13 protein-coding genes are annotated in these 15,394 nt (G+C 71.9%); 6 read left to right on the top strand and 7 right to left on the bottom strand.

Going from position 1 to position 15,394, the window contains the following annotated elements:
• Window positions 1-94 precede the first annotated feature (94 nt).
• The 7 genes from ABEB03_RS38945 to ABEB03_RS38975 form a co-directional block, all read right to left on the bottom strand.
• A complete protein-coding gene (locus ABEB03_RS38945) occupies window positions 95-1,531 on the bottom strand; it encodes a DNA-3-methyladenine glycosylase 2 family protein (RefSeq protein WP_345657739.1) in 1,437 nt (478 codons plus the stop codon).
• A gap of 396 nt (window positions 1,532-1,927) precedes the next feature.
• Window positions 1,928-3,043, bottom strand: coding sequence for a ribosome small subunit-dependent GTPase A (rsgA, locus tag ABEB03_RS38950; protein ID WP_345657682.1), 1,116 nt, complete (start codon window positions 3,041-3,043; stop codon window positions 1,928-1,930).
• A 254-nt stretch (window positions 3,044-3,297) separates the two neighbouring features.
• On the bottom strand, window positions 3,298-4,782 hold the full coding sequence (locus ABEB03_RS38955) for a cellulose binding domain-containing protein (RefSeq protein ID WP_345657683.1): 1,485 nt from the start codon (window positions 4,780-4,782) through the stop codon (window positions 3,298-3,300).
• 260 nt (window positions 4,783-5,042) lie between these two features.
• A complete protein-coding gene (locus ABEB03_RS38960; protein WP_345657684.1) occupies window positions 5,043-5,669 on the bottom strand; it encodes a hypothetical protein in 627 nt (208 codons plus the stop codon).
• Between the two features lie 166 nt (window positions 5,670-5,835).
• On the bottom strand, window positions 5,836-7,167 hold the full coding sequence (locus ABEB03_RS38965; protein ID WP_345657685.1) for a radical SAM protein: 1,332 nt from the start codon (window positions 7,165-7,167) through the stop codon (window positions 5,836-5,838).
• Window positions 7,168-7,238: 71 nt separating this feature from the next.
• Entirely contained in the window at window positions 7,239-7,901 is a 663-nt protein-coding gene (locus tag ABEB03_RS38970) for a pyridoxamine 5'-phosphate oxidase family protein (RefSeq protein ID WP_345657686.1), read from the bottom strand.
• A gap of 163 nt (window positions 7,902-8,064) precedes the next feature.
• On the bottom strand, window positions 8,065-9,072 hold the full coding sequence (locus tag ABEB03_RS38975; RefSeq protein ID WP_345657687.1) for a hydroxyacid dehydrogenase: 1,008 nt from the start codon (window positions 9,070-9,072) through the stop codon (window positions 8,065-8,067).
• On the opposite strand from ABEB03_RS38975, the gene ABEB03_RS38980 reads away from it, so the two are divergent.
• From ABEB03_RS38980 to ABEB03_RS39005, 6 genes are all read left to right on the top strand, one after another.
• Window positions 9,041-9,175: a hypothetical protein gene (locus ABEB03_RS38980; protein ID WP_257005006.1), complete on the top strand. Its 135-nt coding sequence runs from the start codon at window positions 9,041-9,043 to the stop codon at window positions 9,173-9,175. The genes ABEB03_RS38975 and ABEB03_RS38980 overlap by 32 nt on opposite strands.
• Window positions 9,176-9,295: 120 nt before the next feature.
• The gene (locus ABEB03_RS38985) at window positions 9,296-10,555 is read left to right on the top strand and encodes an FAD-binding protein (protein WP_345657688.1); all 1,260 of its coding nucleotides are present in this window, start codon (window positions 9,296-9,298) and stop codon (window positions 10,553-10,555) included.
• 103 nt (window positions 10,556-10,658) lie between these two features.
• A complete protein-coding gene (locus ABEB03_RS38990) occupies window positions 10,659-11,900 on the top strand; it encodes an ROK family transcriptional regulator (protein ID WP_345657690.1) in 1,242 nt (413 codons plus the stop codon).
• Window positions 11,901-12,246: 346 nt separating this feature from the next.
• Entirely contained in the window at window positions 12,247-13,512 is a 1,266-nt protein-coding gene (locus tag ABEB03_RS38995) for an ABC transporter substrate-binding protein (protein WP_345657691.1), read from the top strand.
• A gap of 20 nt (window positions 13,513-13,532) precedes the next feature.
• Window positions 13,533-14,498: a carbohydrate ABC transporter permease gene (locus ABEB03_RS39000; RefSeq protein WP_345657692.1), complete on the top strand. Its 966-nt coding sequence runs from the start codon at window positions 13,533-13,535 to the stop codon at window positions 14,496-14,498.
• On the top strand, window positions 14,495-15,391 hold the full coding sequence (locus ABEB03_RS39005; RefSeq protein WP_425589361.1) for a carbohydrate ABC transporter permease: 897 nt from the start codon (window positions 14,495-14,497) through the stop codon (window positions 15,389-15,391). The genes ABEB03_RS39000 and ABEB03_RS39005 overlap by 4 nt, the downstream gene beginning before the upstream one ends.
• The last annotated feature ends 3 nt before the right edge of the window (window positions 15,392-15,394 follow it).

Consider the following 15,394-nt stretch of genomic DNA (forward strand, 5'->3'; position numbering starts at 1 on the left):
CTTCGACCGGTCGGCTTCGACCGGTCGGCTCCGGCGTGCCGTCACGACGGTTCGTCCCGACGGTCTGCGCACGCCGTCCCGACGGGCCGTCCGATCAGACCGTGCGATCCCGGCCCGGCCCCTCCCCCCGCTGCCGCGCCACGCGCAGGTGCCGCACGGCGTAGGACCGCCAGGGCCGCCAGCCGTCCGGCACGTCCTGCCCGGGCGGGGCCACGTCCGGATCCCCGAGCGCACGAGTACGGATGACGGCCGCGGTCCCCTCGTCCATGCCCGCGAGCGCGAGCAGCGCCTCGTGGGCGTCGTCACGGTCGGCGCCCGGGTCGAGCCGCAGTGCGCCGTCGGCGAGGGCGGCGGCCAGGGCCCCCAGGGTGCCGTCCGGCTCGGCCTGCGCCAGCACGGCCGGTTCCGGGAAGAGATGCGTGAGCGTGCCGCACGGGGCGTCCAGCGCCTTCCCGTACCGTCGCACCAGGTCCTCGGCCGCCGTCCGCCCCACCAGCGCGCGCACCGCGAGCTCGTCCGGGTCGGCGGCGCCCGGTGACCGCAGGCCCGGCCGCGCGACGACCAGCCGGCCCAGCAGCGGATCGGCGCCCAGCCGCTCGTCGACGGCGTACGGGTCGGCGTCCAGGTCGAACAGTCTGCGCAGCCGCTGCACGGCGGTGGTCAGATCGCGCAGGTCGGTGAGGTGGAGCCGGGCGTCGAGCCAGCCGCCGGGGTGCGCCGCGTCCGCGGGACCGGGACGTCGCCGGGCACCGCTGGGGCGTTCGTCGACCGCGGCGATGCCGCTTCCGTACGGCAGCCGGAGCGTGCGCCGGTAGGTGCGCCTGCCGTGCGGGCCGCCGACGTCCTCGATGCCCGGGACCGCCTCCGCGGCGAGCAGGTCGAAGACGTCGGTGGACTGGTAGGGCCCCCGGAAGGCGAGCCGGAGCGGGACCCCGGCGGTGGGCGTGGCCCCGCGCGGGACGCCGGAACCGGTGCGTGGCGCCGCGGCCCGCAGCTCGCTCGGCGTCGACGCGTACACCGCACGGATCGTGTCGTTGAACTGCCGCACGCTGGCGAACCCGGCCGCGAACGCGATGTGCGTGACCGGGAGTCCGGTCGTCTGGAGCAGCACGCGCGCGGTGTGGGCGCGCTGGGCACGGGCCAGTGCGACGGGGCCGGCGCCGACCTCCGCCGTGAGCTGCCGCTGCACCTGCCGGGAGCTGTAGCCGAGGCGTACGGCGAGGCCGCCGACCCCCTCGCGGTCGACGACGCCGTCCCCGATCAGGCGCATGGCCCGGCCGACGACGTCGGCGCGTACGTTCCACTCCGCGGAGCCGGGCACGGCGTCCGGGCGGCACCTGCGGCAGGCTCGGAAGCCGGAACCCTGCGCCGCGGCGGCCGTCGGGTAGAACCGCACGTTCTGCCGCTTCGGCGTCACGGCGGGGCAGCTCGGCCGGCAGTAGATCCCGGTCGTCTCCACCGCGAAGAAGAACTCCCCGTCGAACCGGGCGTCCCTGCTCCGTACGGCCTCGTACCTGGTGTCTTCGTCGATCACCCTCCCAGTGTGCGCCGTCGCCCGACACGGGTCCGGCGGATTTCGGACATGACGCTGGGCGCGAGCCGATGGGCGCGGCGGAGCGGCGGTGCGTGGCACGGCGCGGCGACGTGGGGCCCCTCGCCGCCACCCTGAACCGCCCCGCCGCCGCCCGGACCGCCTCGCCCCGGCGCCTGGCGGGACCCTGCCGGTCCCTACGGGTCCCCGCCGGTCTCCGCCTGGTCCCGGCCCCGATCCGGTCCCTGCCGGAGCCGGCCGCACGGACCGGCCGGGGCAGCGCGGGACGGACCCGCCGGAGCAGCGCGGGACGGGCCGGCCCGCGCAGTACGGGACGGACCAGCCCGCTCAGTACGGGACGGACCGGCCCGCTCAGTACGGAACGGGCCGGCCCGGCTAGAAGCGTCCTCGCTTCGCCTCCATGGCGGCCCGGCCCTCCGCCCCCTTGCGCTTCCAGTCGCGACGGATCTCGGCGCGCAGCCGTGCGTCCGTCTTGGCCACGATCCGCTGGTTCTCGCGCAGCAGCTTCCGATAGCTGTCGAGGCGGCGTTCGTGGAGCGCACCCGAGTCGAGGGCCGCGAGCACCGCGCAACCGGGTTCGGCGACATGGGCGCAGTCCGTGAAGCGGCAGTCGGCCGCGAACTCCTCGATCTCGGCGAAGACCTGTCCGACGCCGGTCTCCGCGTCCCAGAGGCCGACGCCACGCAGCCCCGGGGTGTCGATGAGGACGCCGCCGCCGGGCAGGGCGAGGAGGTTGCGGGTCGTGGTGGTGTGCCGGCCCTTGCCGTCGACGTCCCGCGTGGCCTGGACGTCCATGACGTCCTCGCCGAGCAGGGCGTTCGCGAGCGTGGACTTGCCCGCCCCGGACTGGCCGAGGAGGACCGACGTGCCGCCGGCGAGGACGGCCGCGAGGACGTCGACGCCCTCGCCGGTCGCGGAGCTGACCGTCAGCACCGGGACGCCCGGCGCGGTCGTCTCCACGTCCTGCACGAGGTGTCCGAGCGTCGCCGGCTCCGGCACCAGGTCGGCCTTGGTGAGCACGACCACCGGCTGCGCCCCGGACTCCCAGGCCAGGGCCAGGAAGCGTTCGATGCGGCCGAGGTCGAGTTCCACGGCGAGGGACACCGCCACCACGGCGTGGTCGACGTTGGCGGCGAGGATCTGTCCCTCGGAACGCTTGGAGGAGGTGGAACGCACGAAGGCGGTACGGCGCGGCAGATACGTGCGCACGTAGCGCGGGTGGCCCGAGGGTTCGACGGCGACCCAGTCACCGGTGCACACGACCCGCATCGGGTCGTGCGGCGTCACGAACGCGGTATCCGCGCGCATGAGCCCGTCGGCGGTGACCACGTCGCACTGGCCGCGGTCGACCCGGACCACCCGCCCGGCGACGAGGCCTTCGGCGGCGTACGGGGCGAACTCGTCCGCCCATGCGTCGTCCCAGCCGTAGGGGGCGAGGGCGGAGGGGGTGGAGGAGGCGGGAGAAGCGGAGAAGGCGGAGCTGGAAGTCAAGGGAGACCCTTCACAAGGGCGGCCCCGGCACGCGCACTCCGGCGCGGAGGAAAGAGGAAGGTCAGCCGGCGGCCACGGAGGTGGACTTGATGAACTTCTGGATGCGGGCAGCGCCCATCGCAACGACAGCCATCGGTCACACCTCCTCAGGAACGCTCGCCGGGAGCGAAGGCGACCGGCCTTCGCTCGAACACGCACACCGTAGCCGGACCCCCCTGAGGTCCGTCAACCGATTAAATCCGGGAGTCCGCGGCTCAAGTCGTGCGGATGCAACGTCCGCCGTTGAGCGTGAAGTTGTCCGGGACCGCGTTGCGGTCGTCCCAGGAGCCGATGAAGCCGACGGCGAAGGTGCCGCCGGCCGCGACGGACTTGTTGTAGGACGCGGCAGAGGCGGTGACGCGGGAGCCGTGCTGGGTGAAGGTGCCGTCCCACATCTGGGTGACGCGCTGGCCGTCGGGGAAGGTCCAGGCGACCTGCCAGTCGTCGAGGGCCTGCGCGGAGGTGACGGCGACGGTGGCCTGGAAGCCGTCCGGCCACTCGTCGACGATCTCGTACTTCACCTTGCAGGACGCGCTCCGGGTGGGGTGCGCGGACGGGGTGGCGGAACCGGCCGGAGAGGAGGACGTGCCCTGGGGTTCCGGGTCCGGTCTCGTGTGCGTGGCGGTGGCCGACGCCGGCTTCTTCGGCTCCGGCGATGCCGACGAGTCGGCCGGGCGGGCGGTGGCGGACGGGGAGGGGATGCCCGGGTCCGCGACGGGCTGCCGGTCGGTGGAGTCGCCGCGTGCGGAGGCGTCGCGCCCGCTCCCGTCGCCGAAGGGCATCAGGGAGACCGTGAGGGCGAGGCCCGACACGAGGACGGCCGCGGCGAGGAGCCCGGTCCGTCCGAGCCGCGGCCGGGCCACCGTGCCCACGGCGATGCCCGTGTCCGAGGCCGCGTCGGCGCGTCCGCCGGCCAGGCCCGCCTCCGCGGCCCGCCGCCGGCGCTCCAGATAGGCGAGGCCGCCCCAGCCGATCACTCCGCCGGCGACCGCCGCGGGCAGGCCGCCGCCGTGCAGCCGCAGACAGGCGGCGGCCTCCGCGCACTCGACGCACTGGGCGAGGTGGCGGGAGAGGTCCTCGGGTGTCTCGGCACCGGGTGAGCGGGTGACGGCGTCGAGGAGCCGGGCATAGCTGCGGCAGCCGGCGTCCATGGGGGTGTCGAGGTGGTTGCGGTGGCAGCGGTCCCTGAACAGTGCCCGTACATGGCCGAGTTCCTCGGCCGCGGCCGTCGGGTCGAGGCCGAGCCGCCGGGCCACGGCGGGCAGCGGCACCGCTTCGACCTCGGCGAGCCACAGGAGTGCCGCGTCGGCCTCCTGCATGTCCTTGAGGCCGCGCAGCGCGAGCGGGCGGTGCAGTGGCGGTCCCGTGTAACGGGCGGCCTTCTCGGAGTTGAGCCACAGCCTGAGGTCGGGGTCGAGGCGGTGGCCCTGTCCGTGGGTCTCCCAGGCGGCGGCGGTGGTACGGACGGAGGTGAGCAGCAGGGGGACGCGGGGCAGGCGGGGCGTCCTGCGGCCGGCGCCCTTGGTCGCGTCGTTGTTCGTGCGCGCTTCCCGGATGCCGTGGGTGAACGCCTCGGTGGCCAGCTGGGTGGCCGCCGCGGAGCCGGACGTGCACAGGTCCGCGTACGACAGGACGGCGTCCCAGCACTCCGAGAACAGCGCGGCCTCGGCGGCGTTCTGAGGGGTCGGCAGGTCGGGCATGGGGGCTCCTGCATCCGCTGCTTCCGTGTGCCAGGTCATGCAATGCCCAACTCGACTTTTTCCACGGGGGAGTTGGGGCCTGTCTCTCGCGACGGGGCCCGAGCTTTTCACGGTTCCCGCACAACTGACAAGCGGCGTATTCAAATGCCGTACTCGAACTCCGTACGCACATGGCGTGGCACCCGGTGGCACCGGTTCGGTCCGTCGGACCGTCCGGGCACGGCGTCCCCCGAGTGATACGGAAGGAACGCCGGAGAGTATCAATCCGCTTCCGGCACCACAGGTCTCTCCCCGTTCGAGGGGTGTTCGGCCGCGTGTCGTCGGCACTCCTGAAGCGCGCGTTCGACCTCGCGCCCTTCCTCGCCGCCGGCCTGGAGCAGCAGGTCACCCGCGGCGGACAGGGCAGCCCAGTACTCCGCGGGTCTGGCCCGCTCGCGCCGGGGCGGCGTCCGTGCCGGCGACAGGAACATCGCGGTCAGCTCGCCCCTGACGTGTCTGCGCGACAGGGTGAGCGCGCGGCCGCTGGGCATGCCGCCCAGCGCCCCGGCGGCGGTCGTCAGCAGACATGCGATCTCGGTGCCGCGCTCGTCGAGCGGCCGGGGAACGTCGAACAGCCCGACGGTCTCCAGGACCTCGCCGCACAGTTCCTCTTCGCCCGGGTGGAATTCCGTGGCGATGCCGCCCATGCCGCGGGCGAACCGCCCCGCCACGTCCGGGGCCGGGATGCCGAGTGCCAGGCAGACGGCCCACGCCGACAGAGGCCAGTCACCGGTCCGTGCCGCGAGTTCCGCGAACACGGCGACCGGTGCGCACCCGGCCTCCAGCCTCTCGTGCGCAAGCGTCGGCGAAGCGCCGTCGACACCGGCCGTACCGTCCCACGCGTCCATGGCCCCCACCCACCCGGCGCGGACAGGTCTGCTCCCCCGCGCGGCCCGCGACCGCCACCGGTCGCGGCCGCCGGTCTGCACGACTCCGCCGGGCGGCCGCTCCCCGACCGTCTGCGCCTCTTCACTCCTGGAGACGGTCACCGGGCCCCGACGGGCCGACCGGGGGTCACACCTGGGTCGGTTCCTGCGCTTCGTCCCGGGCCGGGAGGCTGTCCATGAAGGAGCTGACGGAGAAGACGGCGCGGCCCGGTCCGGGCGGGCCGTATCCGGGCGGCGAGGAGAGCCCGAAGTCCTCCATCGTGGAGCGGTAGGCCTCCAGGAGGCGGATGTGGTACTCCAGCGGCGCGCCCTGCGGGTTGGCCTTGCCGAGCGGGGTCGTCGGCTCCGGGCACCAGGTGGTGAAGCGCGGAGTGATGCCGTGCGACATGAAAAAGCGCAGACCTTCGGTCGTCGACGCGATGGCCTCGTCGACGGTGGTGAAGCCGAAGGGCTCCGCCATCTCCACGCCCGCCACGAAGTTGGGGATGACGTTGCGCGCGCCGAAGATCTCCGCCGAGTCCAGGATGCGCTTGTGCCATTCGTCGCGGCCGACGTACCGCTCCTTGCCGGGGCAGTACAGCTCGAACAGGCGGCGGTCCCACACCTCGTAGTTGGGGTGGTAGATCTGCACGCCGTAGTCCTTGAAGCGCTGCACGTCGTCGCGCGGCAGCGCCTGCGCCACGACCTTGCCGATCCATCGTCCGGGGAAGCGCTCCTCGATGGCCTTGGCGTAGTGGCCGTAGAAGTCGGCCTCGTCGCGTCCGGCGACCGTCTTGGTGATCGCGCCGCCGGTCAGGGTGTACGCGGTGGACGCCTTCGCCGTGTCGTACCGGTCGATGATCTCCAGCGCCTCGAGGACCTCCTCGACGTCCTTCACGCCGGTGTAGGGACGGCCGGCCGCCTTGTGCTGGCGCCAGTTGTGGTTGATGTCGCAGTACTGACACTCCTCCTTGGCGCCGAAGTACTGGCAGACGCGGAAGACCGTGAGGTAGATCAGGTACCCCCACTGGATGGTGGGTGCCACCTCCATCACGGACTTCCCGTTGGACAGCTTGTGCCGGTAGTACTCCGGCATGGGCGGCACCCCGACGTCGGAGATCCGCTTCCCGTCCAGGTACAGCCCGAGCATGCCGTCCGCGTCGGCGGCGACACGGTAGGGCGAGGACGGGTTGACCCGTACGGACACGACGGTGCGCCGCAGGTCGTACGGCCCTCCGGTGAGGATGATCTCCTCCGGCGGGCGCCGCAGGGCGGCCTCGCCCAGTTCGGGCAGGGTGCCGTGGTCGAAGGAGAAGATGAAGTAGGACTTCGGCTTGACCTCGCCGCTCTCGTTGTCGCTGAGGGCCGACGCGTCGAAGGCGACGCCCCCGCGGAGCAGGTCCTCCTTGAAGACGGCCTCCCGTGGCACGTGCGGGAACCGCTCCATCAGATCCTCGACCAGCGCGGTGCGGCTGCCCATCCCGTTCTCCTCGCTCCCGACCAGTTCAGTCTGCGTTGCTCGACTCCTCACGGTATGCCCCTGCCCGCGCGTCAGCCGTGCCGGGTCCCCCCGCGTCGCGCGATGTGCGCCGGAGGGGCCAGATCCGCGGGCAGCAGCGGGTCGGGCTCGGGCGCGCCCCAGGTGGGGACCAGGGGCAGGGTGCCGGCCCACAGGCCGAGCGCCGCGTCGGGGCCGTCGCCGTCGTCGGGGGCTCCGGTACGGATCTTCACGGAGGCCTCCTCCAGGGAGAGCGCGAGCAGGGTCGTCGCGGCCAGTTCCTTGCGGCTGGGCCGACGGGCGTAGTCCCACTGGCCGGGCGCCGCGTGCTCGGTGAGCAGCCGCAGCCCCTCGGTCTTCTCCTCCGGGTCGGTGACCTTGCGGGGTGTTCCGTGGATCATCGCGCTGCGGTAGTTGACCCCGTGCTCGAAGACCGAGCGGGCGAGGACGAGTCCGTCGACGTGCGTGACGGTCACGCACACCGGGTGCCCCGCGGCGAGGCTCCGGCTCGCCACGGAACCGTGTACGTACAGGTGCCGCTCGTCGCGCCCGTACACGGTCGGCACCACGACCGGCCGCCCTTCGACGATCACGCCGAGATGGCAGACGAACCCCGCGTCGAGGATCGCGTCCAGGTCGGCCCGATCGAGGCTGCCCCGCTCACGGAGCCGGCGGTGGCGGGTGACGGCGGTTTCAGGGAGAGGGCCGTAGGTCATGACCGGCACGCTACCGATATCGCATCGTCAACGCCACGCTTCGACCGAATCAGTCTCTTGAACCGTCGTGCGCGACGAATTTCGCAGAATCATCGGCGCCGCTCTTCGGCTGAGGACGGGACGCACCGCCGGGATCACCCGGCCCCGGGGCACGCGGGCCGCGTCAGGCCGCGCGCTCCAGCCCGGCCGCGTCGACCCGGCACGCCAGCTCCTCCCCCGACAGCAGTCGTTCGAGTTCCTCCAGCACCGTGCGGCCCAGCCGGGCGACCTCGTTGCCCTGCGACCCCGCGAGATGGGGGGTGATGAAGGCGTTCGGCAGGTCGTACAGCGGGGAGTCGGCCGGCAGCGGCTCGGGATCGGTGACATCGAGGATCGCGCCGATCCGGTCGGCGCGCAGCGCGGCGGCCAGGGCGTCGTGCTCGACGAGGGAGCCGCGGGCGGTGTTGATCAGGACGGATCCGGTGGGCATCAGGGCGAGTTCGCGGCGGCCGATCATGTGCCGGGTCTCGGGCGTCTCCGGGGCGTGGACGGTCACGATGTCGCTGCCGGAGAGCAAGTCGTCGAGCGGCAGCAGCCGGACGCCGAGCGCCGCCGCCCCCGCCTCGTCGAGGTACGGGTCGGCGAGGCTCACCTCCAGGTCGAAGGGGCGCAGCAGTTCGACGAGGCGGCGGCCGACCCGCGAGGCTCCGACGATGCCGACGCGGCGCCCGAAGTTGCCGGTGCCGGGGAGGATCTGCCCGTAGGGGAAGGCACGTTCGGTGCGCAGGCGGTCCCTTTGGGCGAACACGTCCTTGCCCGCGAGCAGGATCATCGCGAGCGTGTACTCGGCGACGGGCAGCGCGTTGGCGTCGGCCGCCGACGACACGAGGAGCCCGCGCTCCCAGACGGCGGGCGTGGTGAAGCCCTTGACGGAGCCGGCGGAGTGCAGCACGGCACGCAGTTTCGGGGCCGCGTCCAGGGTGTCGGCGTCGAGCGGGGGGCAGCCCCAGCCGGTGACGAGGATCTCGGTCTCCGCGAGGACGGCGCGGACGCGGGGATCGGTGAAGTCGTGCGCCACCAGGGCGGGGTCCACGTCGACCAGCCCGCGCAGCCGGGCCATCGGCCCGGGCGGGAAGATCAGCGGCACGTTCTGGGCTGTCATGGCGAACATCGCCAGGGGACGCTCGGGCAACGAGGTGACCTTCCGGCTCGGCGGCTTCGTGATCGGTGTCGCGCTCGACGCCGCGATCGGTGTCGTGATCGGCTTCCACGACAGCAAGCGGTCTCTACGGTAGGTGTGGCCTCGTGAGAGGGTCAACGGAGGGGCCGATCACCGCGCCGGACCGGCCGGACAGGTTCCACGAACGGCCGTCCCACCGGCCGTGGACGGCGACTTCCCGTGGAGGACGACAGGGATGACAGGCACGACAGGCACCCTGACCAACTGGGCCGGCAACATCACGTACACGGCCGGGGAGCTCCACCGGCCCCGTTCGCTCGACGCGCTGCGCGCCCTCGTCGCCGACAGCACGCGGGTGCGGGTGCTGGGCAGCGGCCACTCCTTCAACGCGATCGCCGAACCGGGCGACGGCGGCGTACTGCTGTCGCTGACCGGGCTGCCGCCCGCGGTGGACGTCGACACGACGGCCCGTACGGTACGGGTCTCGGGCGGCGTGCGGTACGCCGAACTCGCCCGCAGGGTGCACGAGCACGGGCTGGCGCTGCACAACATGGCCTCCCTCCCGCACATCTCGGTGGCGGGGTCGGTGGCGACCGGCACGCACGGCTCGGGGGTCACCAACGGTTCGCTCGCCTCCGCCGTGCGCGAGGTCGAACTGGTCACCGCCGACGGTGCGACCGTGACGATCGGCCGGGACGACACCCGCTTCGACGGCGCCGTGACGGCGCTCGGCGCGCTCGGCGTGGTCACCGCGCTCACCCTCGACCTGGAGCCGGCCTTCGGGGTGAGCCAGCACGTCTTCACCGGACTTCCGCTGGCGGGGCTGGACTTCGAGGCGGTCGCCGCGGCCGCGTACAGCGTCAGCCTGTTCACCGACTGGCGGCAGCCGGGCTTCGGACAGGTGTGGCTGAAGCGGCGCACCGACCGTCCGGCGGTGGACTTCCCGTGGGCGGCGCCCGCCACCGAGGCGATGCACCCGGTGCCCGGCATGCCCGCGCGGAACTGCACCGAGCAGCTCGGCGTCCCCGGCCCCTGGCACGACCGGCTCCCCCACTTCCGGGCCGAGTTCACCCCGAGCAGCGGTGCCGAGCTCCAGTCGGAGTACTTGCTGCCGCGCTCGGACGCCCTGGCCGCGCTGCACGCCCTCGACGCGATCCGCCACGTGATCGCGCCGCTGCTGCAGATCTGCGAGGTGCGGACGGTGGCCGCCGACCGCCAGTGGCTGAGCCCGGCGTACGGCCGGGACTCGGTCGCCCTGCACTTCACCTGGGTCGCGGACACGCAGGCGGTGCTGCCGGTGGTGGCCCGGGTCGAGGAGGCGCTGGCGCCGTTCGACGCGCGGCCGCACTGGGGCAAGGTGTTCACGGTGCCCTCCGAGGTGGTGCGCGCGCGCAGTCCGCGGCTCACCGACTTCGGGGCGCTGGCGGCTGCCCTCGACCCCGCGGGGACCTTCACCAACGCGTTTGTGCGGGACTTCCTCCAGCCCCTTTCCTAACCCCTTGTCGAAAGCCCTTCCCGAGTCATAGCCTTGCGGCGCGCCGTGGCCGCTGGGCCCGGCCGTGACGGGGAGGGACCGGGGGATCGAGGTGGCAGGTCCGGTGAAGCGCACATCACGCGACATCCGTACGGCGAACCGCTACGAGGTGCTGCGTCAGATCATCGCCGAATCACCCACCTCCCGGCAGGAACTGGCGGCGGCGACCGGACTGAGTCTGGCCACGGTGGCCACGCTCGTCGGTGAGCTGCTCGACCTGCGCATGCTGACCGAGGTCGGTTTCGAGGACTCCGCGGGCGGCCGCCCGCGGGGCCTCGTGGCCGTCAACGCCTCGGGGGGAGCGTTGATCGGCGTCGACATCGCGGAGACGTACGTGCGGGTCGAGCTCTTCGACCTGGCGCTGAACGTGCTGGCGCGCGCGGACGAGGACATGCGCCCGGGCGAGAGCCGTCCGGAGCAGGTCGTCGGGCACGTCGCGACGGCCGTCGGCTCGGTGGTCGCGCAGGCCGGCGTGGAAGCGGCCCGGGTCCTCGGCGTCGGGGTGAGCGTGCCCGGGCAGGTCGACCGGGAGGGCGGCGTCTGCGAGTACGCCCCCAACTGGGACTGGCACGACGTGCCGTTGCTCGACCTGCTCGCCGAGCACATCGCCTACCCGCTGCACCTCGACAATCCGCTGCGCGCCTGCGCGGTCGCGGAGCTCTGGTTCGGTGCGGCCCGGGGGCGCGGCGACGCCGTGGTGGTCAATCTGGGCACGGGCGTCGGCGCGGGGCTCGCCCTCGGCGGCGGGCTGCACCGGGGGGTCAGCAACAGCGCGGGCGAATGGGGCCACACGACGCTGGTCCTGGACGGCCGGCTGTGCCACTGCGGCAATCACGGCTGCGTGGAGACCTATGTCGGGGCGCCGGGCATCATGCTGAATCTGCGGGAGCTGAGCCCCGGCAGCGTGCTGCTGCACCCGGAGGACCAGACCGCCACCATCGACGCGCTCGCGCGGGGGGTCGCCGCACAGGACCCCGTGGCGCTCAAGGTCGTACGGGACACAGCCCGTTATCTCGGCGCCGGGATCTCCGACCTGGTGAATCTGCTGAACCCCGAAGTGGTCGTGCTCAGCAGCTGGGTCGCGGCCACGCTCGGGGAGCCGCTGCTGCACGAGGTGCGCGACGCGGTGGCCCGGCACGCGTTGAAGCGGCCGCTGGCCGCCACCGAGATCGTCCTCTCCCCCATTCCGACCGACCCCGTCTGCCTCGGCGCCGCGACGTTCGCACTGGAGGGGGCCCTTCAGTCGGTCGGGCAGCGGAACGCGGCCATGCCACGGGTGCGGGCGCGCGGCGGCTCGAAGGGCTGACCACCGCCGGGGGTTCGACGCCGGCGCCCCGCTGAGCGCGGACGCTCGGTCACGGCTCCCGGTGGCCCCGACGCCGTCCGCCGTCTCCGTCACGACGGATCGCGGCCCGCCTGCTCATGTCGCAGTGATCGCACGGGAGTCGGCGGTGTCCGCACGGCCGTTCCGACCCGCCCGCCGACTCGTCCTGTCCGGTACTCCGAACCCGCCGCAACTCTTCGAACGGGCTTCGTCCAACCCCTTGCCGAAGTATTAGCCGAAGGTTAACGTCCGGCACCGCAACGTTCTTTGAGCCAGTTGGCGCGTGAGCGACCGAGCCGCAGCCGTATTCGAGACAAGGACGTCAAGCATGTCGGCAATGAGCAGCAGCAACTGGGACCGTCGATCCGTACTGCGCGCCGCCGCGGGCCTCGCCGCCCTCGGCCCGCTGGCCGCGTGCGGGGGCAACAACGGCCGTGGAGGAGGCAGCGGTTCGGGCAAGAACCTCGTCCAGTACTTCCACGCGTACGGCGAGGCCGGCACCGAACAGGCCGTCAAGCGGTACGCGAAGGACTACGACAAGGCGAACGTGTCCACGCAGTGGATCACCGGCTCCGACTTCGAGAGCAAGCTCTTCGCCTCCCTGCTCACCAAGAACGCGCCCGACCTGTTCGAGTTCCATCCACAGATCCAGCTCGTCAAGAGCGGCCAGGTCGCCGACCTGAGCGACATCGTCGAGCCGGTCAAGGACGACTTCAATCCGGCCGACATCGCCTCGCACACGGTCGACGGGAAGATCTACGGCGTCCGGATGATCGACGACCCGCAGTTCTTCTTCTACCGCCCGTCGTTGCTGGAGAAGGCGGGCGTCGAGGTGCCGGCCACGCTCGACGAGCTGATCGAGGCCGCCGCAAAGCTCACCACCGGCAAGGTCAAGGGCCTGTTCCTCGGCAACGACCTGCACGCGGTCATCAACCCGATGATCTGGTCCGCGGGCGCCGACACCCTCGACGACCAGAACCGCATCGCGTACCACACCGAGGGGGTCAAGGAAGGCCTCAAGAAGATGCGCAAGCTCTTCACCAGCGGGGATCTCCTCCTCGACGCCCCGGCCGACTACTGGGACCCCTCCGCGATCGACCAGGGCCTGTGCGCGATCCAGTTCTGCGGCATGTGGGCCATGCCGCAGATGCAGAAGGCACTCGGCGACGACATCGGCGTCTTTCCCTTCCCCAAGGTCACCGACGGCGGCAAGCCGTCCGTCTACAACGGCGGCTGGTCCATGTTCGTCAACGCCAAGGGCAAGAACGTCGACCTGGCCAAGGAGTACGTGAAGTGGCTGTGGATCGACCAGAAGAAGTACCAGGAGGACTGGTCGCTCTCCTACGGCTTCCACATACCGCCCCGCTCCTCGCTCGCCGCGGGCGCCACCAAGCTCAAGTCCGGCCTGCCCGCCGAGGGCGTCAACCTCTTCAACGAGTACGGGCACTTCGACAACATCGGCTGGACCCAGAGCATGATCACCGCGCTGGAGGACGTCTTCGCCGACTGCGTCCGCAAGGACGGTGACCCGGAGGCCGCTCTCGACAAGGCCGACACGACCGTGAACCGCGAGCTCAAGAAGCTCTTCGGATAGGCCGGCGGGCGGGTTACGACATGTCGACCACCACCACGCGCGGTGCCGCGCGCCCCGCCCCGGCCGCGGTCTCCCCGACCCGGCCGAGGCGGGGGCCGCGAGGCAGCAGCACCCTCGCCTTCTGGGTCTTCACCGGTCCGTTCCTCATCGGCCTGCTGGTCTTCGTCTACATCCCGATCGGCTGGAGCCTGTGGCTGAGCTTCTTCGAGGCGCGCTTCACGGTCACCCCCGACAAGTTCGTCGGTCTCGACAACTACCGGCAGATGCTGGAGAACAGCAACTTCACCGGCGCCCTCGTCACCTTCACCGTCTTCGCCGCACTCATCGTGCCCCTGACCTGGGCCGTCTCGCTGGGGCTCGCCCTGATGGTCAACCGGCTGCGTTTCATGCGGGCGTTCTTCCGCTCCGTGTTCTTCCTGCCCACCGCGTGCAGCTACGTCGCCGCCTCGCTGATCTGGAAGATGTCCCTCTTCAGCGGGGTCCGCTTCGGCCTGATGAACACGGTCCTCGGCTGGTTCGGCATCGACAACATCGCCTGGCTGGCGAACCCCGACCCGCCCTGGTACTGGCTCGTCATCGTCACCGCGCGCCTGTGGCTGCAGTCCGGCTTCTACATGATCCTGTTCCTGGCGGCGCTCCAGAACATCCCGCCGGAGCTCTACGAGGCCGCCGCCATCGACGGTGCCAGGCCCGGCTGGCAGACCTTCCGTCACATCACCCTGCCGCAGCTGCGCGCGACGTCGACCGCCGTGATCCTGCTGCTGCTCGTGGCCGCGTACCAGGCCTTCGACGAGTTCTTCAACCTGCTGTCGAAGACCACGTGGGGCCGTCCGCCGCTCGTCGAGCTGTACTACACGGCACTCGGCCAGGCCCAGGACTACGGCGCGGGCAGCGCGGGCGCCGTCATCCTCACCCTGCTGATCTGCCTCGTCACCCTGCTCCAGGGCAGGTTCATGGGATTCGGAAGGAGGGACGAGGCCAAGTGACCACCGTCATCAAGGGCCACGGGGCCTCCGTCGTCCCGCCGAACGGGCGCGGACGCCGACGCGACCGGCGCGGTGTCCTCGGCAACACCGGCCTGTACCTCGCCACCGGCATCGCGACCCTGCTCTTCCTGGTGCCCTTCTATCTGCTCGTCCGCAACGCCCTGTCCACCGACGCCGAAATCACCGGCGAGAGCTGGAAGTTCTTCCCCACCCACCTCCAATGGGGCAACGTCGGCGAACTGTTCGGCGACAGCACGGTCCCCTTCGCCCGGTCCCTGTGGAACTCCGCGGTCGTCGGCGTCCTGCACACCCTGGGCACCCTGCTGGTCTGCTCCCTCGCCGGTTACGGCCTCGCCCGCATCCCCTACCGGCACGCCGACAAGATCTTCTACGCGGTCCTGGTGACCCTGATGGTGCCCGCCGCCGTCACCTTCGTGCCGAGCTTCGTGCTCGTCTCCTCGCTCGGCTGGGTGGACAGTCTGCGCGGGCTCGTCGTCCCGGGGCTGTTCAGCGGTTTCACCTGCTTCCTCTTCCGGCAGTACTTCCTGGGGTTCCCCAAGGAGCTGGAGGAGGCGGCGCGGGTGGACGGGCTCGGGTACTGGGGCGCGTACTGGCGCGTCGTCGTGCCCAACTCGCTGAACTTCTTCGCCGCGATCGCGACCATCACCTTCATCAGCGGCTGGAACGCGTTCCTGTGGCCGCTGGTCATCGGCCAGGACCCGCAGGCGTGGACGGTCCAGGTCGCGCTCTCCTCGTACATGACCAACCAGACCGTCAACTTCCATCTGATCTTCATGGCCACGGCCGTTTCCATCCTGCCCCTGGTGTTCGTCTTCCTCTTCCTCCAGCGCTGGCTGGTGCAGGGGATCGCGCAGACCGGCATCAAGGGCTGACAC

The organism is Streptomyces siamensis (genome assembly GCF_039543605.1).
Classification (GTDB): Bacteria; Actinomycetota; Actinomycetes; order Streptomycetales; family Streptomycetaceae; genus Streptomyces; species Streptomyces siamensis.